Source organism: Mycobacterium helveticum, assembly GCF_007714205.1.
GTDB classification, from domain to species: domain Bacteria; phylum Actinomycetota; class Actinomycetes; order Mycobacteriales; family Mycobacteriaceae; genus Mycobacterium; species Mycobacterium helveticum.
The window spans coordinates 1-25,226 of record NZ_VMQU01000083.1 but is presented as its reverse complement, the minus strand read 5'-3'; the positions used below and the strand labels follow the sequence as shown (position 1 = coordinate 25,226).

The 25,226-nt window shown below is 70.0% G+C and carries 20 protein-coding genes, 3 tRNA genes and 3 pseudogenes; 9 read left to right on the top strand and 17 right to left on the bottom strand.

The genetic code is table 11. The features are described from left to right. Positions 1-150 precede the first annotated feature (150 nt). The 12 genes from secE to sqr form a co-directional block, all read right to left on the bottom strand. The gene (secE, locus tag FPZ47_RS18265) at positions 151-618 is read right to left on the bottom strand and encodes a preprotein translocase subunit SecE (protein ID WP_144951531.1); all 468 of its coding nucleotides are present in this window, start codon (positions 616-618) and stop codon (positions 151-153) included. Between the two features lie 151 nt (positions 619-769). Then, positions 770-842: transfer RNA gene (locus FPZ47_RS18260), tRNA-Trp, on the bottom strand. A gap of 158 nt (positions 843-1,000) precedes the next feature. Beyond that, positions 1,001-1,501 carry a (3R)-hydroxyacyl-ACP dehydratase subunit HadC gene (gene hadC, locus FPZ47_RS18255; protein WP_144951533.1) on the bottom strand — a complete coding sequence of 167 codons (501 nt, stop codon included), beginning with the start codon at positions 1,499-1,501 and terminating at the stop codon, positions 1,001-1,003. Between the two features lie 3 nt (positions 1,502-1,504). Continuing rightward, a complete protein-coding gene (hadB, locus tag FPZ47_RS18250; RefSeq protein WP_144951535.1) occupies positions 1,505-1,933 on the bottom strand; it encodes a (3R)-hydroxyacyl-ACP dehydratase subunit HadB in 429 nt (142 codons plus the stop codon). Continuing rightward, positions 1,920-2,372, bottom strand: a complete 453-nt coding sequence (gene hadA, locus FPZ47_RS18245) for a (3R)-hydroxyacyl-ACP dehydratase subunit HadA (RefSeq protein WP_144951593.1) — start codon at positions 2,370-2,372, stop codon at positions 1,920-1,922. Before hadA ends, hadB begins: the two co-directional genes overlap by 14 nt. Before the next feature lie 73 nt (positions 2,373-2,445). Further along, complete coding sequence (gene rpmG / locus FPZ47_RS18240) at positions 2,446-2,613, bottom strand: 50S ribosomal protein L33 (protein ID WP_003898538.1); 168 nt, start codon at positions 2,611-2,613, stop codon at positions 2,446-2,448. Between the two features lie 30 nt (positions 2,614-2,643). Then, positions 2,644-2,717 (bottom strand) — tRNA-Met (locus FPZ47_RS18235). A 33-nt stretch (positions 2,718-2,750) separates the two neighbouring features. After that, positions 2,751-2,823 (bottom strand) — tRNA-Thr (locus FPZ47_RS18230). A gap of 138 nt (positions 2,824-2,961) precedes the next feature. Beyond that, on the bottom strand, positions 2,962-3,177 hold the full coding sequence (locus FPZ47_RS18225) for a type II toxin-antitoxin system VapB family antitoxin (protein ID WP_144951537.1): 216 nt from the start codon (positions 3,175-3,177) through the stop codon (positions 2,962-2,964). A gap of 466 nt (positions 3,178-3,643) precedes the next feature. Continuing rightward, the gene (locus tag FPZ47_RS18220; protein WP_144951539.1) at positions 3,644-4,114 is read right to left on the bottom strand and encodes a DsrE/DsrF/DrsH-like family protein; all 471 of its coding nucleotides are present in this window, start codon (positions 4,112-4,114) and stop codon (positions 3,644-3,646) included. A 50-nt stretch (positions 4,115-4,164) separates the two neighbouring features. After that, positions 4,165-4,482 carry a TusE/DsrC/DsvC family sulfur relay protein gene (locus FPZ47_RS18215; RefSeq protein ID WP_144951541.1) on the bottom strand — a complete coding sequence of 106 codons (318 nt, stop codon included), beginning with the start codon at positions 4,480-4,482 and terminating at the stop codon, positions 4,165-4,167. A 67-nt stretch (positions 4,483-4,549) separates the two neighbouring features. Then, on the bottom strand, positions 4,550-5,791 hold the full coding sequence (gene sqr / locus FPZ47_RS18210) for a type III sulfide quinone reductase, selenoprotein subtype (protein ID WP_144951543.1): 1,242 nt from the start codon (positions 5,789-5,791) through the stop codon (positions 4,550-4,552). A 182-nt stretch (positions 5,792-5,973) separates the two neighbouring features. Here sqr and FPZ47_RS18205 point away from each other — a divergent pair. The 4 genes and pseudogenes from FPZ47_RS18205 to FPZ47_RS18195 form a co-directional block, all read left to right on the top strand. Then, positions 5,974-6,154, top strand: a pseudogene (locus FPZ47_RS18205) (hypothetical protein); the annotation flags it as partial. 44 nt (positions 6,155-6,198) lie between these two features. Next, on the top strand, positions 6,199-6,912 hold the full coding sequence (locus FPZ47_RS18200; RefSeq protein WP_144951545.1) for an MBL fold metallo-hydrolase: 714 nt from the start codon (positions 6,199-6,201) through the stop codon (positions 6,910-6,912). 50 nt (positions 6,913-6,962) lie between these two features. Then, a pseudogene (locus tag FPZ47_RS29645) lies at positions 6,963-7,067 on the top strand (hypothetical protein); the annotation flags it as partial. A gap of 193 nt (positions 7,068-7,260) precedes the next feature. Continuing rightward, on the top strand, positions 7,261-7,956 hold the full coding sequence (locus tag FPZ47_RS18195; protein ID WP_144951547.1) for a crotonase/enoyl-CoA hydratase family protein: 696 nt from the start codon (positions 7,261-7,263) through the stop codon (positions 7,954-7,956). A gap of 132 nt (positions 7,957-8,088) precedes the next feature. Here FPZ47_RS18195 and cynS read toward each other — a convergent pair whose 3' ends face one another. Beyond that, positions 8,089-8,547, bottom strand: a complete 459-nt coding sequence (cynS, locus tag FPZ47_RS18190; RefSeq protein ID WP_144951550.1) for a cyanase — start codon at positions 8,545-8,547, stop codon at positions 8,089-8,091. A 197-nt stretch (positions 8,548-8,744) separates the two neighbouring features. Here cynS and recC point away from each other — a divergent pair, with 197 nt between their 5' ends. The 4 genes from recC (at position 8,745) to FPZ47_RS18170 (ending at position 17,965) form a co-directional block, all read left to right on the top strand. Further along, positions 8,745-12,053 (top strand): exodeoxyribonuclease V subunit gamma, encoded by a 3,309-nt coding sequence (gene recC / locus FPZ47_RS18185; RefSeq protein ID WP_144951552.1) that lies wholly within the window; start codon positions 8,745-8,747, stop codon positions 12,051-12,053. Next, on the top strand, positions 12,053-15,334 hold the full coding sequence (recB, locus tag FPZ47_RS18180) for an exodeoxyribonuclease V subunit beta (protein WP_144951554.1): 3,282 nt from the start codon (positions 12,053-12,055) through the stop codon (positions 15,332-15,334). The genes recC and recB overlap by 1 nt, the downstream gene beginning before the upstream one ends. Further along, positions 15,331-17,061 (top strand): exodeoxyribonuclease V subunit alpha, encoded by a 1,731-nt coding sequence (gene recD, locus FPZ47_RS18175; RefSeq protein WP_144951556.1) that lies wholly within the window; start codon positions 15,331-15,333, stop codon positions 17,059-17,061. The genes recB and recD overlap by 4 nt, the downstream gene beginning before the upstream one ends. 166 nt (positions 17,062-17,227) lie before the next feature. Beyond that, positions 17,228-17,965, top strand: a complete 738-nt coding sequence (locus FPZ47_RS18170) for a TVP38/TMEM64 family protein (RefSeq protein ID WP_210419937.1) — start codon at positions 17,228-17,230, stop codon at positions 17,963-17,965. Between the two features lie 33 nt (positions 17,966-17,998). On the opposite strand, the gene FPZ47_RS18165 is transcribed toward FPZ47_RS18170, so the two are convergent. Together FPZ47_RS18165 and FPZ47_RS29640 are read right to left on the bottom strand one after the other, a co-directional pair. Beyond that, positions 17,999-18,943 (bottom strand): class I SAM-dependent methyltransferase, encoded by a 945-nt coding sequence (locus FPZ47_RS18165; protein ID WP_144951560.1) that lies wholly within the window; start codon positions 18,941-18,943, stop codon positions 17,999-18,001. A 144-nt stretch (positions 18,944-19,087) separates the two neighbouring features. Then, positions 19,088-19,204 (bottom strand): annotated as a pseudogene (locus FPZ47_RS29640) (class I SAM-dependent methyltransferase); the annotation flags it as partial. 218 nt (positions 19,205-19,422) lie between these two features. Between FPZ47_RS29640 and FPZ47_RS18155 the strand changes: the two are divergent. After that, entirely contained in the window at positions 19,423-21,813 is a 2,391-nt protein-coding gene (locus tag FPZ47_RS18155) for a lysylphosphatidylglycerol synthase transmembrane domain-containing protein (RefSeq protein WP_144951564.1), read from the top strand. Between the two features lie 25 nt (positions 21,814-21,838). Here FPZ47_RS18155 and FPZ47_RS18150 read toward each other — a convergent pair whose 3' ends face one another. Continuing rightward, a complete protein-coding gene (locus tag FPZ47_RS18150) occupies positions 21,839-24,463 on the bottom strand; it encodes a GH92 family glycosyl hydrolase (RefSeq protein WP_144951566.1) in 2,625 nt (874 codons plus the stop codon). Positions 24,464-24,576: 113 nt separating this feature from the next. Beyond that, on the bottom strand, positions 24,577-25,226 hold a 650-nt coding region (locus tag FPZ47_RS18145), incomplete at its 5' end, for a PAS and ANTAR domain-containing protein (RefSeq protein WP_145039525.1).

Sequence of the window (25,226 nt, the reverse complement as noted above, 5' to 3'; positions counted from 1 at the left end):
CGTCGGGGGCGTCGGCGGCGTCGGGGGCCTCCAGAGCCTGGGGCTCCCCGGCGCGCTCTTCGCGCTCCTCCACGTCGACCGCTTCACCCGCGGACGTGTCACCGTCGAAGGTACTCACGGTTTTCAGTCCTTCCTATCAGTCTCGAAAGCTCAGCCGAACACCAGCAGCACGAGCTTGGTCAGGCCGAAGTCCGCAAGCCCCACCAGCGCCACCATGAAGGCGAGAAACACCAGCACCACCGAGGTGTAGGTCAGCATCTGCTTGCGGTTCGGCCAAATCACCTTCCGCATCTCCGCAACGACCTGCTTGAGGTAGTTGTAGACGAACACGAAGGGGTTGGCGGAACTGCCGGCTTGCGTCGTCTTCCGTGCCTTGCCGGCCCCGCCCTTGGGGACCTTCTTGTCCTTGCCCTTGTCCTTACCCGGCTCGGCCGACGACTCGTCGCGGGCAGCGCCTGCCGCGTCCTCCGCCCGCTGCCGGGACCGTTTACCCGTGGGTCGTTGCGGGCGCGCCGCGGCCTGGGTGGCCACCGCCGTCCGACCGCCGCTTCCGCGGCTTTCCCCCGATTCGCCGCCGTCGCGTGCGGCGTCATCGGCAACGTCCTTCTCGTCGCTCACCGCATGCTCCTTTGTCCGATAGCTAATCCGCGGGCCGTCCCGTTGTGATGAGGCGCACTCCCAGTGTCCACCATGGCACCATACCTACGGTCCGGTCCGGGTCCTCCTCAGGCCATCCCGGCCCGCATCGTCGCCGGACGTGCGCCGTCAGCAGGGGCGACAGGACTTGAACCTGCAACCTGCGGTTTTGGAGACCGCTGCTCTGCCAGTTGAGCTACGCCCCTTCGCGGTTGGCAGGACAGATCCACCTCCGGCCCCGTCCAACCCTGTCCGTCGGGGCTTGCACGGCGCGCGCTTCCGCTCGTCCAATTCGTGGGAGACGCGCTGATGCTGGGAAAACCCCGAGGTCCGAGTGTACCTCGGCGTAGGAGTCAGTTACTAATCACGCAGTTCTGACGACCTGTCCGGATTCCGCGTCCCACTTCAGCTGGATCGAGTTGTCACCCTCGTGTCCCATGAGGGTGGTATAGGCCTCCAGGATCACGTCGCCGTCCTCGTTGGTGCAGGTGTTCTTCGTGACGACGATGTCGGCGCCGAAGCGCTCGACCACCGAATGAATGTCCATCCTGGCGAAGAGCTTGTCGCCGACGCGCACCGGCTTGCGGTAGACGAACTTCTGATCCACCTGGACGATCTGCATGGTCGCCAGGCCCACATCGACATTTCGGAAGAAATCGTCCTGGACGAGCTTGGCCAGGATCGACACGAAAGTCAGCGGTGCGACGATGTTGTCGTAGCCCAGCTCGGCCGCCTCCTCCTCGTAGAAGCTGGCCGGATCGGTGCACTTGATCGCGCGCGCGAACCCCCGGACCTGCTCGCGGCCCACCACGAAGTAGTCCGGATACCGCCACACCATGCCGCGGATGTCGACCTTGAGCGCCATCAACTACGCCAGTTTGGCCGACGCGATGGCCCGGCCGAAGATCTTCTTGCCCCCGGCGGTGGCCGTGAGGGCGATGGTCACCAACTTGCTCTCGGGATCGACCGACTTGACCCTCCCGCTGAACACCAGCTCGGCGCCCTTGCCGTCGTTGGGCACCGGCACCACGGCGGTGAACCGCACGTTGTACTCGGTGACCGCGCCCGGGTCGCCGACCCAGGAGGTGACGTAACCCCCGCCGATGCCCATGGTCAGCATCCCGTGCGCGATGACGGTGTCCAGCCCGACGACCTTGGCGATCTCGTCGTCCCAGTGGATCGGGTTCAAGTCGCCGGAGACCCCCGCATAATTCACCAGGTCCTGGCGCGTCAGCGGGTAGGTCTTCTCGGGAAGCCGGTCGCCCACCTTTACCGTGCTGAACTCACGCAGTGGCATTGGAAAATCCCTCTTCTCCGTTTTCGCCGGCACGGCCCGCCAGGGTCGTGTAGGTCTCCTGAACGATCTCGCCGTCTTCGTTGGTGATGATGTTCTTCGTCACGATGATCTGAGTGCCGTGCGCCTCGCGCACCGAATCCACGTAGACGTCGCAATACAGCCGGTCGCCCACCACGATCGGCTTTCCGAAATTCAGCACCTGGTCGACCTGGACGATCTGCTGGTCGGTGACCGCGATGTTGGCATGCTCGAAGAACGCCGACTGCGCCCGGTAGCCGAACACGCTGATGAACGTCAGCGGCGCCAGCAGACCGGTATATCCGAGCTCGGCCGCCGCCTTGTCCTCGAAAAACGACTCGTCGTCGTTATGCACCGCGACCGCGTACTCGCGGATCTTCTCGCGTTCCACCTCGTAGCAGTCGGGATAGCGGTAGTGCATCCCGACGATGGTCGTCAACGACACGGCTGTAAAACCTACCTGGTGATCTGGATAACCACTCGCACCATCGGTGCTAGCGCGTCTCGCGGTGCGCCTGGTGCTTGCCGCAATTGGGGCAGAACTTCTTCAGCTCCAACCGGTCGGGGTCGTTACGGCGGTTCTTCTTGGTGATGTAGTTGCGGTGCTTGCACACCTCACACGCCAAGGTGATCTTCGGCCGTACATCGGTGCTGGAAGCCATGTCCCGTTCTCTTTCGCAATTGTTGTGTTGTAGCGATGGCCGGACTCGAACCGGCGACCTAACGATTATGAGTCGTTCGCTCTAACCGACTGAGCTACATCGCCTCTGCACGCCGCCTGCCTGCCCGGCGTCCGCCGAGCCCCCTAACGGAATCGAACCGTTGACCTTTTCCTTACCATGGAAACGCTCTGCCGACTGAGCTAAGGGGGCCGCTCGCCCGATTCGACCGGTGGTGCCGCGGGCCTAAAAGAGGGTACAACCCGGCTCGCGACCTCACCAAACCACGTGCCCAATCCATGGCCGCGCCGCGAGCCCTCCCCAGGGGGGAAGGACCGGCCGACCAGAGGATCACCCCCGATTCTCGCCGCGGCGGGGTTCCCACGCGCTGAGGTCGCTGAACTCGTCGTACTCGTCGTCGGATGGTTCGTGCTCCCCGTTGTCGCCGGAGTTGAGCAGGGTCCGCAGCGCGAGGTGGACGGCTTCGCGCGCGTCGGCCAGGCCGTACCGACGAATCGCCTCGTCGACCAGGTCGGTGTCGATCACGATCTCGACCTTTTTTTTCATGCGCCAACGATACCCAGTGCGCACGCGCGCAATCGACGATCGAGGGCGTCCGCGCGGCGCGGCGCGGGTGCTGACGCACGTCGGTGCTCGGCGCAGTGCGGCCGAAGCCCCGGTCCCGTTCTCCGCGGCGGACACGGACGTGGCAGCGATCGGTGTCGCGGTGACCGGCTGGCCGGGCGTAGACGACCCCTGGTGGTCAAGCCCGGCACCGCGCCGTGGCGGCAGCGCGTCGGCGACCTGACGATGCAGCCAGCCCTGGCTTCGGACGTGTAGTGCGAGGTAGGCCCAAAACAGGGCGCGATCTTCGGTGATGCCGCACCCGCAACGGTGGACCCGTGGTGAGAGCGACTTTTTCATTTTCGTCCCTGCGGGACCGTTCATTTTCGTCCCTGCGGGACCGCGCCCGCACCGGTCTGGTGCGATTGCGCCTACCGGTGCCCTGTCCAGCCGCGGCTGAGTGAACCGGCTACGTGAAGATGATCTGACCGCCCGCGGCCAATTGGTAGAAGTCCCCGACCGTGATGATCTGGTCTTTGACCTGGTCGACGAAGTCTTCCGGGCCGAAACCGAAGAGGTCCACCGACGCTTTGCAGCCATACAGGCCGGCTCCGGTGTCGCTGATCATCTCGATGAATTCGGGCACCGACGGGATGTCAAGCTTGGCCATCCGGTTCTCCATCTGGCGCGTCATGAACCCGGCCATCCCCGGCAGCCCACCGATCCAGGTGGGGACGTGCAGGCCAGGATTGCCGACGGAAGCGAGCTTGATGTGCTTCTGCCGGTTCTTGTGGATGGCATCCAAGCCGAAGAACGTGAAGAACAAGTTCGCATCCATACCTTCGGCCCGGGCGCCGTTCGCCATGATCAAACCCGGATAAATACCCTCCAGGGAACCCTGGGAAATGATAATCGAGACTTTTTCGATTTGGTCGTCCATGTGATGCACCGTCCTCTTTACACGCAGTCGATAGGATCTCGCCGATGGGTTTAAATGCAACCGACGGGCTTGGGAATACCGGCGATTCTCGCGGCCACCTTTGCCGGCCCCTTCGGGAACAGCTGGTAAAGCTCCTTGATGCCGACGCCGGAGCTTTTGCTGAGCGCGCGCACCGATGGTCCGCTGCCGGTCTGCTCGTATTCATGGCGCATCTGTTTGACGACCTGCCAGTGCTGGTCGGTGAGCGTCGGGACGCCCCATTCCTGGGCGATCTCGGGAGCCATGTCCGCATTCCATTGCTTGGGATCAATGAAGAACCCCTCGTCGTTCACGGTCACCTCGGTGCCCGCGTAAACCTTCGTCGTCATTCACGTCCTCCTCTTTACCGTGGAACGGCTCTTATCGTGGAACGGCTCTTTACCGTGGAACGGCTCTTTATCGTGAAACGGTTTCGAATCGCTTGCCGGCGCGCGGCATCCGGCTGGCGATGCCGGGAATGTCGCGGCCGGGCAGCAGTACATTCCAGTACAGCCAGCGAAACGCCAGCTTTCCCAGGTGGTTGAGCCTGGATTCGCGAAGCAGCGGCAGCCCCACGCCCAACGGGAAATGTCCGGGAAGCGGCTGGGTGTCGTAGTCGAAGTCGATGAGCAGCGCCTTGCGGTCTCCGCTTTCGATGAAGCAGTTCGCGTGACCGTCGAAATGCTCGTCCAGCGGCCGGCCGGCGAGGAACTGCACGATGTTGTGGGTAAGCACATCGCCCTCGAAATGAGTGACCGACCCCGCCTTTGACGTCGGAACGTTGGTCGCGTCGCCGATCGCGAAGATGTTCGGCCGCACCGTCGACTGCAGGGTGCGCTGGTCGGTCAGCACAAAGTTCAACTCGTCGCCGAGGCCGGGTGAGCGGCCGACGAAGTCGGCCCCGCCCTGCAGCGGAATCACGACCGCGAGGTCAAAGGGGACCGTGCGCTCGTCGTAGGAGATCAGTCGGCCCGCGTCGCCGTCGACCTGTCCGATATTGAACTCGGTCACCAGCTCGATGCCTTTGCGCTGGAGTAGGCTGCCGAGTTCACGGGCGGCCACCGGCTTGGTGAACGCGCCGTCCAGCGGCGTCACGTAGACCAGCTCGACCCGATCCCGAATGCCGCGGCGACGGAAGTACCAGTCGGCGAGGAAGCAGAATTCCAGCGGCGCGACCGGGCATTTGATCGGCATGTCGACGATGCTCACCGCGAGCCGGCCGTGGTCGAAGGCCGACATCGCGGGTTGCAGCGCCGAAGCGCCTTCGAGGTTGTAGAACGGGAAGATGTTGCGCATCCAGCCGGGCCCGGTCATGCCCTCGGTCTCTTCGGGCAGCAGCCTGCTACCGGTCGCGATGACCAGCACGTCGTAGTCCAGCACGGTGCCGTCGGTGAGGTGAACCCGGTCGCCGTCGACGTCGACGCGGTCGATATCGCTCTGAACGTAGTGGATCCCGGAACGTAGTTGGCGTTTACGGGATTTCACGATCTCCTCAGGTCGGATCAGCCCGAACGGCACAAACAGCAACCCGGGTTGATAGACGTGCGCGTCGTCGCGATCCACGATGGTAATATCGGCGTCAGAAAGCTTGCGCCGCAACCGGTTTGCGATCAACGTGCCGCCCGTTCCGGCACCGAGAATGACGATCCGTGTGTTCACGCCTCCGAGAATGCCCGGTTACCGGCCCAAATCGCAGGGTCTTTGGTCCCCATCACCGTTGCTCAAGGTCCCCGATCCGGACGTGCTACCCTGGGCCTTTCCTGCAACTCGGGGAAACACGGTGCTAGATTAGCAAAAGCGCCTGTCCCGCAAGGAATAATGAGACTTCTCGACGGCCCATCATGCCAGCGGGGGGCACTTTCCCGGCGAACAAAGGCGCAGCGGTTTCACGGGTAACGGTATCGGCGGACGGCCAAGGCGTCGTGTCGCACGCCGGGGTGGCGCATGGTGCGCGGGCTGGCCGACCCGACCGGGCTGTCGGCCCAGGTCAACGTGGCGTTGGCCGATACCCAGAAGGGACCCGTGTCACACCGATTTCAGCGAAAAATCACGGCTAGTCTGTTGGGGTGTCACAAGACCGTCTTTACTTCCGGCAGCTGCTCTCCGGTCGCGACTTCGCCGCCGGGGACATGGTCGCGACGCAAATGCGCAATTTCGCCTATCTGATCGGCGATCGCGAAACCGGTGACTGTGTGGTGGTCGACCCGGCCTACGCCGCCGGCGACCTGGCCGACGCGCTCGAGGCCGACGGCATGCACCTGTCCGGGGTACTGGTCACCCACCATCACCCCGACCACGTGGGCGGGGCGATGATGGGGTTCGAGCTGAAGGGCCTGGCCGAGCTGCTGGAACGGACGGCGGTACCGGTGCACGTGAATGCCCATGAGGCACTGTGGGTTTCACGCGTCACCGGGATCGGCATGAGCGAGTTGACCACCCACGAGAACCACGACAAGGTCACCGTCGGCGATATCGAGATCGAGTTGCTGCACACCCCGGGACACACGCCGGGCAGCCAGTGCTTCCTGCTCGACGGCCGCCTGGTCGCCGGCGACACGTTGTTCCTGGACGGGTGCGGTCGCACCGACTTCCCCGGGGGGGACTCCGACGAGATGTACCGCAGCCTGCAGCGGCTCGCCACGCTGCCCGGGGATCCGACGGTGTTTCCCGGGCACTGGTACTCCGCCGACCCGAGCGCGTCGCTGTCGGAGGTCAAGCGCTCCAACTACGTGTACCGGGCCTCCAATCTCGAGCAGTGGCGCATGCTGACGGGCGGCTGAGCGACACCCGCGGAACCCAGGTCTCTTTCCAGAGAATTCCCGGTGCGCAACACGTCATCGAGCTCGTGCTCCGGAATTTCGGCCGGAACACGGCCCATGACGTACGGGTTTCCTTTCCCGATCCCCCGACCGTGGCCGAATACGAGAACGCCGCCGTGCGCAAGACCCGGGACATGGTGGCGCTCCCGGCAGCTCGACCAACCCACCGATGTCAGCCCGGGCCGGGGCGACGCCCGCGACGAGCTGGGCAGGCACCGCGGTCAGCACGTCTGACACCCAGTCCGGGCGGGATGCCCCGCGGTCGATCTGATTCAATCGACTCCGCTGTCCGTATCGAAGGAGCACCCCATGAGCGGCCCGGTCGTCTACAGCCTCAAGGGTTCCGTCGCCGTCATCCGGATGGACGACGGCAAGGTCAACGTGCTGGGCCCGGCGATGCAGCAGGCGCTCGGGGAGGCGATCGACCGGGCCGAGCGGGAGAACGCCGGGGCACTGGTGGTCGCCGGCAACGAGCGGGTGTTCAGCGGCGGGTTCGACCTGAAGATCCTGACCTCCGGCGAGACGCAGCCCGCGATCGACATGCTGCGCGGCGGACTCGAACTGGCGTACCGGCTGCTGTCCCACCCGAAGCCGGTCGTGATGGCCTGCACCGGCCATGCCATCGCGATGGGGGCGTTCCTGCTGTCGTCCGGCGACCACCGGGTGGCCGCCCACGCCTACAACATCCAGGCCAACGAGGTCGCGATCGGCATGACCATCCCGTACGCGGCCCTGGAGATCATGAAGCTGCGGCTGACGCACTCGGCGTATCAGCAGGCCACCGGGCTGGCCAAGACGTTCTTCGGGGAGACCGCGCTGGCCGCGGGCTTCGTCGACGAGATCGTGCTGCCGGAGATGGTGCTCAACCGCGCCGAGGAAGCCGCGCGGGAATTCGCCGGCCTGCACCGGCACGCCCATGCGGCGACCAAGTTGCGCGCCCGCGCCGACGCGCTCAAGGCCATTCGCGCCGGGATCGACGGGATCGAAGCCGAGTTCGGGCTGTAGTCGGCGGCTTGCGCGGAAAGGGGCGGCCGGCCGGGCAACCGCCCCCAACCACCTCCTCCGCCACCGAGTCTGGCACGTCGCCGCCGTCGCGTCACCTCACCCGCCAAGCGCGCGGGCCCGCCGCGCCGCCGTTCAGCCGTCTTCGGCTGAAACCCATTGGTACGGAAGGAATTTTCCGTCGAACGTCACCACGACGCGGTCACCGGACGGGTGCGGCTTCTTGTGGAGGTCGACGCTGAAGTTGATCGCGCTCATGATGCCGTCGCCGAACTGCTCGTGGATCAGTTCCTTGAGGGCGCCGCCGTACACCTGAAGCGCCTCGTAGAAGCGGTAGATGGTGGGGTCGGTCGGCACCGCGCTCGGGAGCCCGCCGCGCATCGGCGGCGCGGCCAGCACCGGCACCGCCGATGCGTCCAGGCCGAGCATCTCGACCAGGACCGCGCCGAGCTCGGCGGGGACCGGCTGCTGGCCGAGCAACGCGGACGTGGTCCACACCAGCGGCCTGCCGACGGCGTCGGCCAACTGCTGCCAGCTCAGGCCCCGCGCCAGGCGGGCCAGAACGATCTGCTCGGTGAGTTCGTGTCGGTTCATGGCCCCAGCATGCACGCGCGCGAGCGGCCGGGCTCGGCGGGGTGAGACGACCGTCGATGCGCTCACGACTCCACAAGGCGCCGCAGGTTTTGCAGGCTCTCGCCCGGGGAGCGGCCGACCCTGGGTGCCGGCACTTCCGGGCGGCCGGGCACCCGATCGCCCCGCCCTGTCGGTGCCGCCAGCTAATGTGCAGCGCGATGGCGCTTCACCTACACCGTGCCGGGCGCACCGACCTGCTGGCCGACGGGCTCGCGGCCCTGCTGGCCGACCCGTTGCCGGACCCGTTCGCCCAGGAGCTGGTGCTGGTGCCGGCGCGCGGCGTGGAGCGCTGGCTGAGCCAGCGGCTGTCGCACGCGCTGGGGCGCAGGCCCGGCCACGACGACGGGGTGTGCGCCGGGGTCGCATTCCGCAGCCCCGGGGCGCTGATCGCGGGAATTTCCGAGATTTCCGGGACCGCCGGCCCCGCCGACGACGACCCGTGGTCGCCGGACGCCATGACCTGGCCGCTGCTGCAGGTGATCGACTGCTCGTTGGATGAACCGTGGTGCCGCACCCTGGCCACGCATCTGGGCCACTTCGACACCGACGACCTGGAGGCCGAGCTGCGGCGGGCCCGCCGCTACGCGGTGGCGCGCCGGCTGGCCGGCCTGTTCGCCTCGTATGTCCGGCAACGTCCGCGGCTGCCGGCCGGGTGGCTGGACGGCGGCCCCGCCGGCGTGGACGCCGACCTGGCCTGGCAGCCGCAGCTGTGGCGGGCGCTGGCGGCCGTCGTGCCGGCCGACCCCCCGCACGTCCGGCACGAGAAGACGGTGGCCCGGCTGCGCGAGGGCCCGGTTGACCTGCCGGCGCGGTTGTCGCTGTTCGGGCACACCCGGCTGGCGCGCACCGACATCGAACTGCTCGAGGCGCTGTCCACCCACCACGATCTGCACCTGTGGCTGCCGCATCCCAGCGACGCGTTGTGGCGGGCGCTCGACGGCCTGCACGGCGTGGTGCCCCGGCGCGACGACGCCAGCCGCAGCGCGGCGCACCACCCCCTGCTCGAGACGCTGGGGCGCGACCTGCGCGAGCTCCAGCGCTCGCTGCCCGCCGACCCGGCCACCGACGAATTTCTCAGCGCCCCGGCCGCACCCGACACCCTGCTGGGCTGGCTGCAGTCCGACATCGAGGCCAACGCGCTGCGTCCCCGGGACCGGGCGCCGGCGCCCGGCGACCGCTCGGTGCAGGTGCACGCCTGTCACGGCCCGGCCCGTCAGATCGACGTGCTGCGCGAAGTCCTGCTGGGCCTGCTCGACGACGACCCGACCCTGCAGCCCCGCGACATCGTGGTGATGTGCCCGGACATCGAGAACTACGCGCCGTTGTTCGTCGCCGGCTTCGGGCTCGGCGAGACGGCGGGCGACGGCCACCCGTCGCACCAGCTGCGGGTCAGGCTGGCCGACCGCGCGCTGACCCAGACCAACCCGCTGCTGGGCGTCGCGGCCGAGCTGCTCACCCTGGCCGGCACCCGGGCCACGGCGAGCCAGGTACTCAACGTCGCGCAGGCCGCCCCGGTGCGCGCGCGGTTCGGGCTCACCGACGACGACCTCGACGCGATCACCGACTGGGTGCGCGCATCCAACGTCCGCTGGGGCTTCGACCAGCAGCACCGCCGGCCGTACGGGCTCGGCCAGGTCGTGCACAACACCTGGCGTTTCGGGCTGGACCGCATCCTGGCCGGGGTGGCGATGTCCGACGACTCGCGGGCCTGGCTGGACACCGCGCTGCCGCTCGACGACGTCGGCAGCAACCAGGTCGAACTGGCCGGGCGGCTGGCCGAATTCGTCGAACGGCTGCACCGCGTCACCGAAAACCTCGGCGGCACCAGACCGTTGACCGGCTGGCTGGACACCCTGATGGAGGGGGTCGGTCTGCTGACCCGCCCCGACGACACCTGGCAGGAGGCGCAGCTGCAGCGCGAGTTCGCCGAGGTGTTGCGGCAGGCAGGTTCCCGCGGCTCGACCCCGCTGCGGCTGGCCGACGCCCGGGCCCTGCTCGATCAGCACCTGGCCGGGCGGCCCACCCGGGCCAACTTCCGCACCGGCACGCTGACCGTGTGCACCATGGTGCCGATGCGCTCGGTCCCGCACCGGGTGGTGTGCCTGGTCGGGCTCGACGACAAGGTCTTCCCCCGGCACGGCGTCCCCGACGGCGACGACGCGCTGGGCCGCGACCCGCGCACCGGCGAGCGCGACATCCGTTCGGAGGACCGGCAGTTGCTGCTCGACGCCATCGGGGCGGCCACCGAAACCCTGGTGATCACCTACACCGGCGCCGACGAGCACACCGGCCATCCCTGTCCGCCGGCGGTGCCGCTGGCCGAGGTGCTCGACGCGCTGGACCGCACGACGGCGGCGCCGGTGCGCGACCAGGTGGTGACCCACCATCCGCTGCAACCCTTCGACGTCAAAAACGTCAGGCCGGGCGACCTGGTGCCCGGCCGGCCGTTCACGTTCGACCCCGCCGCACTGGCAGCGGCCGAAGCTTCCGCCGGACCACGTTGTGCGCCAACGGTATTCATCAGCGGACCGCTGCCGGCAGCGCCCGCCGCCGACGTTTCGGTGGCCGACCTGCTGGATTTCTTCAAAGACCCGGTCAAGGGGTTCTTCCGGGCGCTGGACTGCACGCTGCCGTGGGACGTCGACACCGTCGAGGACGCGATGCCGGTGGAGCTCGACGCGCTTCAGGAGTGGACGGTCGGCGACCGGATGCTGCGCGACATGCTGCGCGGAATGCATCCCGACGCCGCGGCCAATGCCGAGTGGCGCCGCGGGACGTTGCCGCCGGGCCGGCTCGGCATGCGCAAGGCGACGGAGATCCGCGACCGCGCGCGCGAGCTGGCGGTGGCGGCACTGCGGCACCGCGACGCCGACGGCGACGGCGAGGCGCACGACGTCGACGTCGGCCTGGGCGCCGGTCGCCGGCTCGCCGGGACTCTCGCACCGGTTTATGGGGCGCGCTCGGTGGCGGTGGGCTACTCGAAGCTGGGGCCCAAGCACGTGCTGGCGTCGTGGATCGGACTGGTCGCGCTGGCGGCGCGGCGTCCCGGCCGTGCATGGACCTCGGTGTGCATCGGCCGCGGTAAGAACAAAAACTCGGTTGCGCAACGGTTTTTCGTGGCACCACCGGACCCGGTGGCCGTGCTGCGCGACCTGGTGGCGCTCTACGACGCGGGCCGGCGGGAGCCGCTGCCGCTGCCGTTGAAGACGTCATGCGCGTGGGCCGAGGCACGCCGCCACGGCGACGACCCCCGCGCGGCCGCGCAGGACGAGTGGCGCAGCACCACCTTCCGCCCCGGCGACGACGCCGAGCGGGCCCACGTGCGGGTATGGGGCAAGCGCGCGCCGCTCTCGGTGTTGCTGGTCCCGCCCCGCGCGGGCGAGGAGGTGCCGGGCGAGGACACCCGACTGGGCGCGCTGTCGGCGCGGCTGTGGCTGCCCGTGCTGGCCGGCGAGAGGAACCCGTGATGGACCGCTTCGACCTGACGGGTGCGCTGCCGGCGCAGGCCTCCACCACCGTGCTGGAGGCCAGCGCCGGCACCGGCAAGACGTTCGCGCTGGCCGGTCTGGTGACCCGCTACCTCGCCGAGACCGGCGCGACGCTCGACGAGATGCTGCTGGTCACCTTCAACCGCAGCGCCAGCCGGGAACTGCGGGAACGGGTGCGCGACCAGATCGTGGAGGCGATCGCCGCGCTGGAGGGCCGGGTGCCGCCCGGCAGCGATCTGGTGGGGCACCTGGTGCGCGCCGGCGACGGCGAGCGCGCCGTGCGGCGGGCACGGCTGCGCGACGCCCTGGCGAACTTCGACGCGGCCACCATCGCCACGACGCACGAGTTCTGCGGATCGGTGCTGAAATCGCTTGGCGTGGCAGGCGACACCGGCATCGGCGTCCGCTTGCAGGAGAGCCTGGACGACCTCGTCGGTGAGATCGTCGACGACCTGTACCTCGCGGAGTTCGGCCGCCAATCCGAGGACCCGGTGCTGAAATACCCCGACGCGCTGAACCTGGCCCGCGCCGTGGTGGGCGACCCGTGCGCGCAGCTGCGCCCGCTCGATCCCGAGCCGGGCGGCGCGGCCGAGGTCCGGTTGCGCTTCGCCGCCGCCGTCACGAGCGAACTCGAACACCGAAAGCGCCGGTTGCGCATCCTCGGCTACGACGACCTGCTCACCCGGCTCGCGAAGGCCCTCGACGCCCCGGACTCCCCGGCCCGCGACCGGATGCGGCGACGCTGGCGCATCGTGCTGGTCGACGAGTTCCAGGACACCGACCCCGTCCAGTGGCGGGTGCTCGAGTGCGCATTCGGCGGGCACGCGACCCTGATCCTGATCGGCGACCCCAAGCAGGCCATCTACGGCTTCCGCGGCGGCGACGTCTACACCTACCTCAGGGCCGCCCGCAGCGCCGGGGCCCGCTACACGCTGGACGTCAACTGGCGCAGCGACCAGGTCCTGGTCGACAGCCTGCAGACCGTGCTGCGCGGCGCGACGCTGGGTCATCCGGACATCGTCGTGCACGACATCCGCGCCCACCACGGCGGGCACCGGCTGGCCGGCGCGCCGCACAACGCGCCGTTTCGGCTGCGCATCGTCAAACGCGCCGCCCTGGGCTACACCGGCACCGCCACCATCCCGATCGACGTGCTGCGCGACCACATTCCGCAAGACCTGGCGGCCGACATCGCGGCCCTGCTGGCCGGCGGCGCCACCTATGCGGGCAGGCCCGTCGGGGCGGGTGACATTGCGGTGATCGTCGAGCGGCACGACGATGCCCGCGCGTGTCGTGACGCGCTGGCCGAAGCGGGAGTGCCGGCCATCTACACCGGCGACACCGACGTGTTCAAGTCCCGGGCCGCCGGGGACTGGTTGTGCCTGCTGGAGGCCTTCGACGCGCCGCAGCGCAGCGGACTGGTCCGCGCCGCCGCCTGCACGATGTTCTTCGGCGCGACCGCCGAAACCCTTGCCGCCGAAGGCGACAAGCTGACCGATCGGGTGGCCGGGACGCTGCGCGAATGGGCCGACCACGCCCGCCGGCGCGGGGTGGCGGCGGTGTTGGAGGCCGCCCAGCTGGCCGGCATGGGCCGTCGCGTGCTGCGCGAGCGCGGCGGTGAACGGCACATGACCGATCTGGCGCACATCGCGCAGTTGCTGCACGAGACGGCGCACCGGGAGCGCCTGGGCCTGCCGGCGCTGCGGGACTGGCTGCGCCGTCAATGCGACGCCCGCGCGGGCGTCGCCGAACGCAACCGGCGCCTCGACAGCGACGCCGCGGCCGTGCAGATCATGACGGTGTTCGTGGCCAAGGGTCTGCAGTTTCCGATCGTGTACCTGCCGTTCACGTTCAACCGCTACGTCGGCACCGGCGACATCCTGCTCTATCACGACGACGCCGACATCCGCTGCCTGGACGTCGGCGGCAAGAACGGCGGCCCGCACCGCCGGGCGGTCGAGGAGTTGCACCGCGCCGAGGAGGCGCGCGACAACCTCCGGCTCACCTACGTCGCGCTGACCCGGGCGTGCTCCCAGGTGGTGGCATGGTGGGCGCCGACCCGAGACGAGGTCAACGGCGGGCTCTCGCGGCTGCTGCGGGCACGCACCGAGGGCGACGCGCAGGTGCCGGACCAGTGCACGCCGCGGATCGCCGACGAGGACGCCCGGGCGGTGTTCGAGCGGTGGCAGGCCGCGGGCGGTCCGTCGGTGGAGGAGTCCGAGATCGTCAACGCCGCCGCGGCCCCCGGGCCCCGCCCCGCAGGCGGCCTGGCGGTGCGGCACTTTCACCGCACCATCGACACCGGCTGGCGGCGCACGTCGTATTCGGCGCTGGTGCGCGCGGCCGAGTCGGATGGCGTGGCCAGCGAACCCGAGGTCGGCGCGCGCGACGACGAGGTGGAGGCGGTCGTCGTCACCGTGCCCGGTACCGGCGGCCCCACCGATCTCCCCTCGCCGCTGGCGGCGATGCCCGGCGGTGCGGCGTTCGGCTCGCTGGTGCACGCGGTGCTAGAGACGGCCGATCCGTCGGCGCGGAACCTGTCCGCCGAGCTGGCGGCGCAGGTGCGGCGGCAGGCGGCGTGGTGGCCCGTCGAGGCCGACGCCGCCGAACTGGGTGCCGCGCTGGTGCCGATGCACGACACACCGCTGGGACCGCTGGCCCGGGACGCGACGTTGCGGCAGATCGGTGTCCGGGATCGCCTGCGCGAGCTGGACTTCGAGATCCCACTGGCCGGGGGCGACCTGCGCGGCGCCGCGCCCGAGGTGTACCTGCGCGACGTGGGTGAACTGCTGGGCGAGCACCTGGACGCCGCCGACCCGTTGGCGCCGTATGCCGACCGCCTGATGTCGGCGGGGTGGGGGGCGCAGCCGCTGCGCGGGTACCTGGCGGGCTCGATCGACGCGGTGCTGCGGCTGCCCGGGCACGACTACCTGGTGGTCGACTACAAGACCAACCAGCTGGGCGACACCGCGTCCGACTACAGCTTCCCGCGGCTGGCCGAGGCGATGCTGCATTCGGACTACCCGCTGCAGGCGCTGCTGTATATCGTTGTGGCGCACCGCTTTCTGCGGTGGCGCTTGCCCGGCTACGACCCCGAGACGCACCTGGGCGGGGTGCTGTACCTCTACGTTCGGGGCATGTGCGGAGTGAGCACCCCGGTGGTCGACGGGCACCCGTGCGGCGTCTTCGGCTGGCGCCCGCCCGCCACGCTGGTGCTGGCGCTGTCCGATCTGCTCGACCGGGGAAGGCGGACGGCATGACGCTCACCGAGGCCGAGGTCGCCATCGGCGCCACCGGGGCGCTGCGGGCCTTCAACGAGGCCGGCGTTCTTGATGTCGCCGATATCCATGTGGCACAGCGCCTTTGCGCGTTAGGCGGGGAGCCCGACGAGCGGGTGGCGCTGGCGGTGGCACTGGCGGTGCGCGCGCTGCGGGGCGGGTCGGTGTGCCTGGACCTGCCGACGGTCGCCGGGATCGTGGGCCTTGACGGGCTGCCGTGGCCCGAACCCGCCGCGTGGCTGACGGCGGTGCGGGCCAGCCCGTTGCTGGGTGAGCCGCCGGTCCTGCACCTGCACGAGGACCGGCTGCTCTACCTTGACCGGTACTGGCGCGAGGAGACGCAGGTGCGCGACGACCTGCTCGCGCTGCTGGCGCGCGGCCCGGCGCCCGCCGCGCCGGCCCCGGAGCGACTGTTCCCCGCCCGCTACCCCGAACAGCGGCAGGCCGCGGACATCGCGCTGTCGCAGCCGGTCACGGTGCTCACGGGCGGACCCGGCACCGGCAAGACGACGACGGTCGCGCGGCTGCTGGCCCTGGCGGCCGAACGGGCCGAGCTCGCCGGCGGGCCGCGGCCCCGCATCGCGCTGGCCGCGCCGACCGGCAAGGCCGCCGCCCGGCTGCAGGAGGCGGTGGCCGAGCAGTTGGCCGGGCTCGCCGCGGCCGATCGTGCGCGGCTGGCCGAGCTGAAGGCGGTGACGCTGCACCGGCTGCTCGGTTCGCGGCCCGACAGCTCGACCCGGTTTCGGCACGACCGCGCCAACCGGCTGCCGCACGACCTGATCGTCGTCGACGAGATGTCGATGGTCTCGCTGACGCTCATGGCGCGGCTGCTGGAGGCCGTGCGCCCGGACGCGCGGCTGGTGCTCGTCGGCGACGCCGACCAACTGGCGTCGGTGGAGGCCGGTGCGGTGCTGGCCGACCTGGTGGACGGCCTGTCGGCGCGCGACGACGTGCAGGTCGCGGCGCTGCACACGTCGCACCGGTTCGGGGGGTCGATCGGTGCGCTGGCCGACGCGGTCCGCGCCGGGGACGCCGACCGGGCGCTGGCGGTGCTGCGCTCGGGTGCCGAGGACGTCGAGTTCTTCGAGTTCGGGGAGGGTGACGACCCGGCGCGGCGGCTGCATGCCGTGCTGGTGCCGCAGGCGTTGCGGCTGCGCGAAGCCGCCCTGCTCGGCGCCGACGACGTCGCGTTGGCACGGCTCGACGAGCACCGGTTGCTGTGCGCGCACCGGCGCGGCCCCTTCGGGGTGGCCCACTGGAACGCCACGGTGCACAGCTGGATCTGCGAGGAGACGGGTCAGCCGCCGTGGTCGCAGTGGTACGCGGGACGGCCGCTGTTGGTGACGGCCAACGACTACGGCCTGCGCATCTACAACGGCGACACCGGTGTCACCGTGGCCGGCCCGGACGGTCTGCGTGCCGTCATCGCCGGCGCGACCGGTTCGCTGAGCTTCGCCACCGGCCGCCTCGGTGACGTCGAGACCATGCATGCCATGACCATCCACAAGAGCCAGGGCAGCCAGGTCGACGAGGTGACGGTGCTGATGCCGCCCGCGGAGTCGCGGCTGCTGACCCGGGAGTTGTTCTACACGGCGGTGACGCGCGCCAAGGCCAGGGTCCGGGTGGTGGGGTCGCAGGCTGCGGTGCGCGCTGCGGTCGGGCGCCGGGCGGTGCGGGCCACGGGACTGCGGCAGCGACTGGGGGGCTGACCCCGGGCGGGGTGGCTGTTGAAACGTCGGCGGGTCCGCGCGCCGCGGCGATGATGCCCACCCGCTCCAGGTCGGCCGTCGAATCCGGGTTTTTTCCTGCGCCCGGCCGGATCTCGGGGTTCAGCGGGGCGTCGTGTGCGCGAGAATCGGGGTCAGCATGGTCGACATGGTTGATGAGGGCGATGTGGCGCCGCCATCCCGGCGACGCCACATCGCGCGGCTCGCCGCGTTCGCGGGCTTTTTGCTGGCGCTGTTCTATCTCGTGGCCGTCGCGCGGGTCGTCGATGTGGGGCAGGTGCGCCACGCGGTCGCCGCGACGGGGGCGGCGGCGCCGGTGGCCTACGTGGTCGTCTCGGCGGTGCTCGGCGCGGTGTTCGTGCCGGGCCCGATTCTGGCCGCGGGCAGCGGGCTGTTGTTCGGGCCCGTCCTGGGCGTCTGCGTGACGTTGGGGGCCACGGTGGGCACCGCCGTGGTCGCCGGCTTCGTCGGCCGGCGCGCCGGCCGCAACAGCGCGCGGGCACTGCTCGGGGCGGAGCGCGCCGAGGTCATCGACGCGCTGATCGAACGGCGCGGCTTGTGGGCGGTCGTCGGCCAGCGCTTCGTTCCGGGCCTTTCCGACGCGCTCGCCTCCTACGCGTTCGGGGCGTTCGGGGTTCCGATGTGGCAGCTGGCGGTCGGTGCGCTGATCGGGTCGCTGCCCCGGGCGTTCGTCTACACCGTGCTGGGCGCCTCGATCGGGAAGCTGTCGTCGCCGTTGGCGTACTCGGCGATCGCGGTGTGGTGCGTCACCGCGATCGCCGGTGCGTTCGCCGCCCGGCGTGGCTTCCGGCATTGGCGCGGGCACACCGCCGGCGGCGCCCAGGACAGCGTCGCCGAAGCGGACCGCGAGGCGGGCGCGGGCTGAACAAACTGCGGCGCGGGGAAGAAGCCGGGTGCGCTAACCCGCGGCCCGCTCCGCCGCGACGAACAGGTTTCCCGGCACCCGGTCCTCGACCTCCCTGGCGGGCCTGCGGCCGTAGCCGGCCATCAGCTCGTCGGACGGCGTCACCGTCACGCGCCAGCCGTGCCGGCCAAACCAGTCGCCGACGTCCTCGCGCTCCTCGAAGTACCACAGCTCGTCGGTTCTGGGGACCTCGCGCCGCGGGTCCACCTCGGCCAGCAGCGCGCGAACCCGGTCCATCCGCGCCCGGCGCTTCTCGCGGGCCCCCGGGTCCAGGAAGTTGCGCCCCAGCGCCTCCACGGCGACCCGGCTGCCGGCGACGGTGAGGCCCTGAACGCGCTCGAACAGCAGATCCTGGGCGGCGGCCGGCAAGTACGGCATCAGGCCCTCGGCCGACCAGGCGCTGGGCGCCGACGGGTCGAAACCCGCCTGCCGCAACGCCGCCGGCCAGTCGTGGCGCAGGTCCACCGCCACGGCGACGCGGTCGCAGCCGGGTTGCGCCCCGTGCTCGGCCAACGTCGACGCCTTGAACTCCAGCACCCGGGACTGGTCGAGCTCGTACACCGTGGTGCCGTCCGGCCAGGGCAGGCGCCACGACCGCGCGTCCAGGCCCGCCGCCAGGATCACCGCCTGGCGGATGCCCGCGCCGGTGGCGTCGAGAAAGAACTGGTCGAAAAAAGCTGTCCGGCAGGCCATGTAGTCGACCATCGCCTGCATCTGCAACGGCAACTCGGGCTCGGCCTCGACCAGCTCGGGTGGCAGCTGCGGGGCGGAGTGCCAGCTCCACACGCCGTCACCGACCGCGTCGAGGAAGACCTGGGCGAACGGGTCGCGGATCAGCGGGGTTGGGCTGCGGGTCTCCGCCGCGCGGGCCGCGGCCACACCCAAAGCCGTCGCCCCGACGCTCTCGGTGATCTCCCAGCTGTCGTTGTCGCTTCTCATGGTTTCGTCCCTCCGAGTGAGCATCCACGGTGTCCACAGCGAGCCTACGGCGGCGGCGCGCCGGAGACGGCCGCCCCGGGCTCACGGGGAAAGTGTCAGCTTTGCGGACGCTGCGCGGCGACGCACAGCGTCCGGGCACGACCCCGCCGGCCAGTCGTGGCGCAGGTCGACCGGAACGTGCACCAGGTTGCACGTGGGCTCCGCGCCGTGTTCCCGCAGCGGGGACGACGTGAACTCCAGCACCCGCGGCTGGTCCATGTCGCTGGCGCACCGGTCTTTTACAGCCTACGCGTGCCATCGGAATCGTTGCGGCCCAGAGCCTTCGGGTGCACCGGCGGCTCAGGGGTCCGTCCAGCGGGCGCGGGCCGGTTCCCCAGGGCGCCCTGCCCCGGCAGTCCGGGGTGCGGGGCGGGTTAAGTTGACGCGGGGCACCCGCGCGTGCGGCGCCGATCCGAAGGACCTCAAGGGACACTGGGAGCATGCGAGTCGACGGGCGCGACATCGGCGTTTCCGGCAGCTTGCTGCAACCGCTGATCCGGCGGACCAACGACATCCTGCGTCTGGTTCTGGCCGCGGCGTTCCTTGTCGCCGTGATCGCGAGTTCGCTGATCACCCGGCCCGACTGGGTCTCGCTGGAGAGGTCCGTCTCGCGGATCGTCGGCGTGCTGTCGCCCGCGCAGTCCGACGCGGTCTACCTGGTGTACGGGTTCGTGATCGTGGCGCTGCCGTTCATGATCCTGATGGGCCTGATCGTCTCCCGGCAGTGGAAGCTGCTGGGCGCGTACGCGGGCGCCGGGATCGTCTCCGTCGTCCTGTTGTCGATCAGCAGCAACCACATCGCGGCACCCCGCTGGCACTTCGAGTTGTCCGACCGGCTCACCACGGTGCCCGCCCAGTTCCTCGACGATCCCCGGTGGATCGCGATGCTGGCGGCCGTGCTGACCGTGTCGGGCCCCTGGCTGCCGGCGCGCTGGCGGCACTGGTGGTGGGCGCTGCTGCTCGCCTTCGTGCCGATCCACCTCGTCATCAGCGCCATCGTGCCGGCCCGCTCGCTGCTGGGGCTGGCCGTCGGGTGGCTGGTCGGGGCGCTGGTCGTCCTTCTCGTCGGCACGCCCGCCCTCGAGGTGCCGCTGGACAGCGCGGTCCGGGCGATGGCCAGGCGCGGGTTCTTCGTTGCGCAGCTGACCGTGATCCGGCCGGCCGGCGCGGGACCGCTGGTCCTGCGGGCCGCGTCGGCGAATCCCGACTCGGCGGCGACGGCCTCGGCGGTGATGGAGTTGTACGGGCCCCATCAACGCAGCGGCGGCGCACTGCGCCAGATCTGGCGCAAGGTGCGGCTGCGTGACGACGAGACCGCGCCCCTGGTGGCCTCCATGCGCCGCGCCGTGGAACATCGCGCGCTGATGGCCATCGCCATCGGCGATGCGGGCCTGGCCAACACCTCCACGCTCGCCGTGGCGCCGTTGGCCAGGGACTGGATGTTGTACGCCCGCAATCCGGTTCGCGGTAGGCCGCTCGACGAGTGCGCGCACGAGGTCCCCGTCGCGCGGGTGTGGGAGGCGCTGCGCACGCTGCACGACCACCAGATCTCCCACGGGGACCTGCGTGGCCACGAGATCACGGCCGCCGACGGCGCGGTGCTGTTCGGCGGCTTCGGCATCGCCGAGTACGGCGCCACCGACGCGCAGTTCCAATCCGACCTCGCCCAACTCCTGGTGACGACGACGGCGCTGTACGGTGCGGTCGGCGCGGTCGGCGCGGCGATCGACGCGTTCGGCAGGGACGCCATCCTGACCGCCTCCCGCCGGCTCACCAAAATCGCTGTGCCCAAACGGCTCCGCAAGTCGCTGCCGAATTCGGGCGCCGTCATCTCCAGCGCCCGCGCCGAGGTCAAACGGCAGACGGGCGCCGACGAGATCAAAGCCGAAACCATCACCCGGTTCACCCGCGGCCAGATCATCCAGCTGGTGCTGTTCGGGGCGCTCGTCTACGTCGCCTATCCCTTCATCAGCACCGTGCCGACGTTCTTCTCCGAGCTGAGAACGGCGAACTGGTGGTGGGCGCTGCTGGGGCTGCTGATATCGGCGCTGACCTACGTGGGCGCGGCGGCCGCCCTGTGGGCGAGCGCCGACGAATCGGTGAACTTCTGGCAGCTGTCGGTGGCGCAGGTGGCCAGCACGTTCGCCGCGACCACCACGCCCGCCGGCGTCGGCGGACTGGCGCTGAGCACCCGGTACTTGCGGAAGGGGGGAGGGCTGTCGGCGGTGCGAGCCACCACGGCGGTGGCGCTGCAGCAATCGGTGCAGGTGATCATGCACCTGGTGCTGCTGATCTTGTTCAGCACCCTGGCCGGCGCGTCGACGGACCTTTCCCACTTCGTCCCGACCGCCACCGTGCTGTACCTGATCGCGGGCGTGGCGCTGGGCATCGTCGGCACGTTCCTGTTCGTGCCCAGGCTGCGGCGCTGGCTGTCGACGGACGTGCGCCCGAGGCTGCAGGAGCTGGGCGGCGACCTGGTCGAGGTCGCCCGCGAACCCAAACGCCTGGCGTTGATCGTACTTGGCTGTGCCGGAACGACACTCGGGGCCGCGCTGGCGCTGTGGGCCAGCACCGATGCCTTCGGCGGCGGCGTGTCCTTTGTCAGCGTCACGGTGGTGACGATGGTCGGCGGAACGCTGGCCTCCGCGGCCCCTACCCCCGGCGGCGTCGGCGCGGTGGAGGCGGCGCTGATCGGTGGCCTGGCCGCGTTCGGCGTGCCCGCGGCCATCGGCGTGCCGTCGGTGCTGCTGTACCGGGTGCTCACCTGCTGGCTGCCGGTGTTCGTCGGCTGGCCGGTGATGCGCTGGCTGACGAAAAACCAGCTGATCTGAGGGGCCGTCAGGACGGACCGCATACCTATTCGGGGCCGGCGGCCACCACCAGCACCATCGAGCGCCGCACGCTGCCGCCGACCGTGGTGGTGAGGAAGACCGGGTAATAGTCCTCGGGCACCGACGGCGTCAGGGTGATCGCGACGCTGGCGGTGGCCGACCCGTCGGGGCCGAACTCCCCGAACGACCGTGACGGTGCGATCCCCGGCTGCGGCGAGACGCCGGTGACGGTGTAGTCGCCGGGACCGTCGGTCATGCGCTGCAGGTCGACTTTCACCGTGCCCGTTCCGCCGGGCGGGATCGTGACGGCCGGCCGCGGGACGTTGACCGTCACCGCCGAAGCACCCGCACCGAATGACGGTCCGGCGCTGGATTCGCTTGTCCCCCAGCGCTTATCGGGATATCTGGCGAGCGAGAACGCCAGGTCCCCACCGGTCCGGACGATCGATTCCGGAAGAAACGTGTGGTCGGTGGGCCGGCCGTGAACGCTCAGGCCGCTGATGTACCTCGGGTGTCCCGGCCCGGAGGCGCCCGGGGCGGTCATCCGGATGGACCGGCCTCCCGGGAGCCCGATCACGACCCGGTCGAACAGCGGCGCGCCCACGCTGAGCACCGGCACCGCCGGGATGCCCGGATACAGGCCGAGCGCGGCCCACACGTACCAGCTGGACAGCGCGCCGAGGTCGTCGTTGCCCGGCTCGCCGTCGGGCGTCGGCCCGTACAGCCCGCGCACCCGGTCCACCGTGAGCTGGGTCTTCCACGGCTGGCCGACGTAGTTGTACAGCCACGGCACGCCGAAGCTCGGCTCGTTGCCGGCCCACAGGTTCGGCTCGTTGGGGCCCTCGTTGAGCTTCCTGGTGAACCGGTCGAGCCGGCCGGCCACCCTGTTCCGTCCGCCGAGCGCGGTCACCAGGCCGGCGACGTTGTGCGGCACCGACCAGACGTACTGTTCGGCGTTGCCCTCGTCGTAGCCGTCTTGGCCGAAACCCCCGGAGTCGACGAATCCCGGTCCGCCGCTGAAGAATCCCATTGGGCTGCGGGGCGAGATGTAGCGGGTGCTGGGATTGAACAGGTTCTGCCAGTACTGCGACCGGGCCTCGAACTCGGCGGCGGTCGCGGTGTCGCCGAGCGCGTCGGCGAATCGGGAGATGGCGAAGTCGTCGATCGACCATTCCAGCGTGATCGAGGCGTCGGCGATGCGGCCGCCGGTGCGGAATTCCAGGGTGAACGGCGCGTACCGCAGCGCCTGGTAGGTGGCGATGCCCGGCCGCTCCACGTAACCGTTGAGCCCCACTCCCCCTGTGGTCGCCGCGTGCACCATGTAGCGCAACGCCGTTCGGCGGTCGAAGTTCGCGCCGCCGTAGGCGTACAGGTTCGCGATGAGGGGCACGACGCTGTCCCCGGTCATCTCCCCGGTCGCGGAATTGGCCAGCGCCCAGCGCGGCAGCGCCCCGCTCTGCGTGGCGTCGTTGACCAGCGATTGGGCCATGTCGCCGGCCCGCTGCGGGAAAAGCAGCGCCTGCAGGGCCGCCAGGCAGCGGTAGGTGTCCCAGTCGGAGAAGTTCGCGTACTGGGTGTGCCCGTCGGGCACGGTATGGATGGCGCCGTCGAAGCCGAGGTAGCGTCCGTCGGCGTCGTTGAAGGTATTGGGGTGCAGCAGCGAGTGGTACAGCGCGGTGTAGAAGGTCTCCAGGTTGCCGGTGTTGTTGCCGGCCACGGCGATTCGGGACAGGGTGGCATTCCATTGCGCCGCGGCGGCGGCGCGGATGCCCTCGAAGCCGGCCCCGTTCTCGGCTTCCAGGTTCGCCCTGGCCCCGTCGATGCTGACGTAGGAGATCGCCGTGTGCACCTCGATCTGCGAGCCGGACGGGAACTCCACGTATCCCCCGCTGTAGGGCGACGCCGCGCCGCGGGCGCCGGCATAGATCCAGTAGCCGTCCCAGGTGCCGTAGGAGGTGAACGGCCGGTCGAATTTCATCGCGAAATACACGGTGTAGGTGTTGGGTTTGCCGCAGAATCCGCCGCTGGTCGCCCACCCCGTGATCGTGGTGTTGTCCGCACCGATCCGGATGGCCGCGCGGGAGTTGCCGGCCAGCGACGCGCCGGAGCGTACGTGGAACAACGCGGGCCGGCCGTTGTGCGGGTAGCTGAACCGGCCGACGCCGGTGCGGGTGGTGGCGGTCAGCTCGGCGCTCACCCCGGTGTCGGGGAACCGCACCCGGTAGTAGCCCGGCTCGCCCACCTCGGTGTCGTCGTGGGCGATCGTCTCCCAGGCGTTCCACGGCTGCGAGCCGAGTGCGGTGGTGGTCGGCAACATCGAGATGTCGCCGAAGGCGGCGCAGCCGACCGACGCGTGGGTCATGCTGAACCCGGTGGAGCGCGGGTTGTCGTAGCTGTAGCCGGCGTAGTTGTCGACAGTGTCCGGCGAGTACTGCACCATGCCGAACGGCACCGCCGGGCCGGGGAAGTTGTTGATCTCGCCGACGGTCTCGCCCCCGGTTCCGGTGCCGATCAGGGTGTCGACGTAGTCGGCGGGGTTCGCGACGAGCTTGGGCTCCCCCTCGTATGCGGTGGGCGGTGCGGCCGCGACGAACGTCAGGAACACCACCGTCGCCATCAGCAGCGCGAGGAGGGCGCTTGGTGACCGCATAGCTGTTCCTTACTGCATGGCGGCCGCTTCGCGCGGCCGTTTCGCGTGGCCGTGTGGTCAGGCGTGCGCGCACCGCCGATGATCGGACCGCCGAACCGGGGGGGCGCCGCGGCTCAGGGGGTGGCGCAGTCGGCGTGGCCGTCGGCCTTGGCCGCCCGCAGGTGCGCCGTGAGCAGATCCTGGTCGAACCGCGCGCGTGCCCCGATCAGCGTCTCGCTCAACGCGCAGAAGTCCGTGGCGATCTGCGCGGCGAGGAGCCCCAGCTTGATGTTGTGCACCTGGGACAGCGATTTGAGCACGTTGAACGCGGCGGCGTCGTCGATGCCGTAGATCACCATCAGCATGCCTTTGGTCTGCTCGATCACGCTGCGGCGCTCGGTGATCCTGGCGACCTGCCGGGTGATCGCGTCCTCGCTGGGCGCGGGCGCCGGCGCGACGTCGATGTAGAACCCGCGGTTGCCGATGACCTCACCGTCCTCGTCGCGGATCCGATCCCCCACGACGACGACGTCGTGGACGGTCCCGCCCGTGTCGACGATGCGGTGCCGAATGCTGAAAGTCGTGCGGCGGTGGTTGACCAGGTCGTCGATGCTCGCCGCCACCCGCTCGCGATCGTCGGGATGCTTGTGCGAGAGCACCAGCTCGGTGGTCGGGGTCACGCTTCCGGGTTCGTAGCCGTGGATCCGGAGCACCTCGTCGGACCATTCCCAGCGTCGGTCCTCGAAGAAAAACTGGTACCAGCCCACCCGCCACGGAGCCCCGC

What these genes read in the sequence shown, in the direction of transcription:
- hadC (WP_144951533.1), bottom strand. Translation starts at nt 1,501, where the DNA reads ATGGCGCTCAAGGTCGACATCCGCGGCATGGTGTGGCGGTATCCGGAC.
- hadB (WP_144951535.1), bottom strand. Translation starts at nt 1,933, where the DNA reads ATGCCACTGCGTGAGTTCAGCACGGTAAAGGTGGGCGACCGGCTTCCC.
- hadA (WP_144951593.1), bottom strand. Translation starts at nt 2,372, where the DNA reads ATGCACTACCGCTATCCCGACTGCTACGAGGTGGAACGCGAGAAGATC.
- rpmG (WP_003898538.1), bottom strand. Translation starts at nt 2,613, where the DNA reads ATGGCTTCCAGCACCGATGTACGGCCGAAGATCACCTTGGCGTGTGAG.
- FPZ47_RS18225 (WP_144951537.1), bottom strand. Translation starts at nt 3,177, where the DNA reads ATGAAAAAAAAGGTCGAGATCGTGATCGACACCGACCTGGTCGACGAG.
- FPZ47_RS18220 (WP_144951539.1), bottom strand. Translation starts at nt 4,114, where the DNA reads ATGGACGACCAAATCGAAAAAGTCTCGATTATCATTTCCCAGGGTTCC.
- FPZ47_RS18215 (WP_144951541.1), bottom strand. Translation starts at nt 4,482, where the DNA reads ATGACGACGAAGGTTTACGCGGGCACCGAGGTGACCGTGAACGACGAG.
- FPZ47_RS18195 (WP_144951547.1), top strand. Translation starts at nt 7,261, where the DNA reads ATGAGCGGCCCGGTCGTCTACAGCCTCAAGGGTTCCGTCGCCGTCATC.
- cynS (WP_144951550.1), bottom strand. Translation starts at nt 8,547, where the DNA reads ATGAACCGACACGAACTCACCGAGCAGATCGTTCTGGCCCGCCTGGCG.
- recC (WP_144951552.1), top strand. Translation starts at nt 8,745, where the DNA reads ATGGCGCTTCACCTACACCGTGCCGGGCGCACCGACCTGCTGGCCGAC.
- recB (WP_144951554.1), top strand. Translation starts at nt 12,053, where the DNA reads ATGGACCGCTTCGACCTGACGGGTGCGCTGCCGGCGCAGGCCTCCACC.
- recD (WP_144951556.1), top strand. Translation starts at nt 15,331, where the DNA reads ATGACGCTCACCGAGGCCGAGGTCGCCATCGGCGCCACCGGGGCGCTG.
- FPZ47_RS18170 (WP_210419937.1), top strand. Translation starts at nt 17,228, where the DNA reads ATGGTTGATGAGGGCGATGTGGCGCCGCCATCCCGGCGACGCCACATC.
- FPZ47_RS18165 (WP_144951560.1), bottom strand. Translation starts at nt 18,943, where the DNA reads ATGAGAAGCGACAACGACAGCTGGGAGATCACCGAGAGCGTCGGGGCG.
- FPZ47_RS18155 (WP_144951564.1), top strand. Translation starts at nt 19,423, where the DNA reads ATGCGAGTCGACGGGCGCGACATCGGCGTTTCCGGCAGCTTGCTGCAA.
- FPZ47_RS18150 (WP_144951566.1), bottom strand. Translation starts at nt 24,463, where the DNA reads ATGCGGTCACCAAGCGCCCTCCTCGCGCTGCTGATGGCGACGGTGGTG.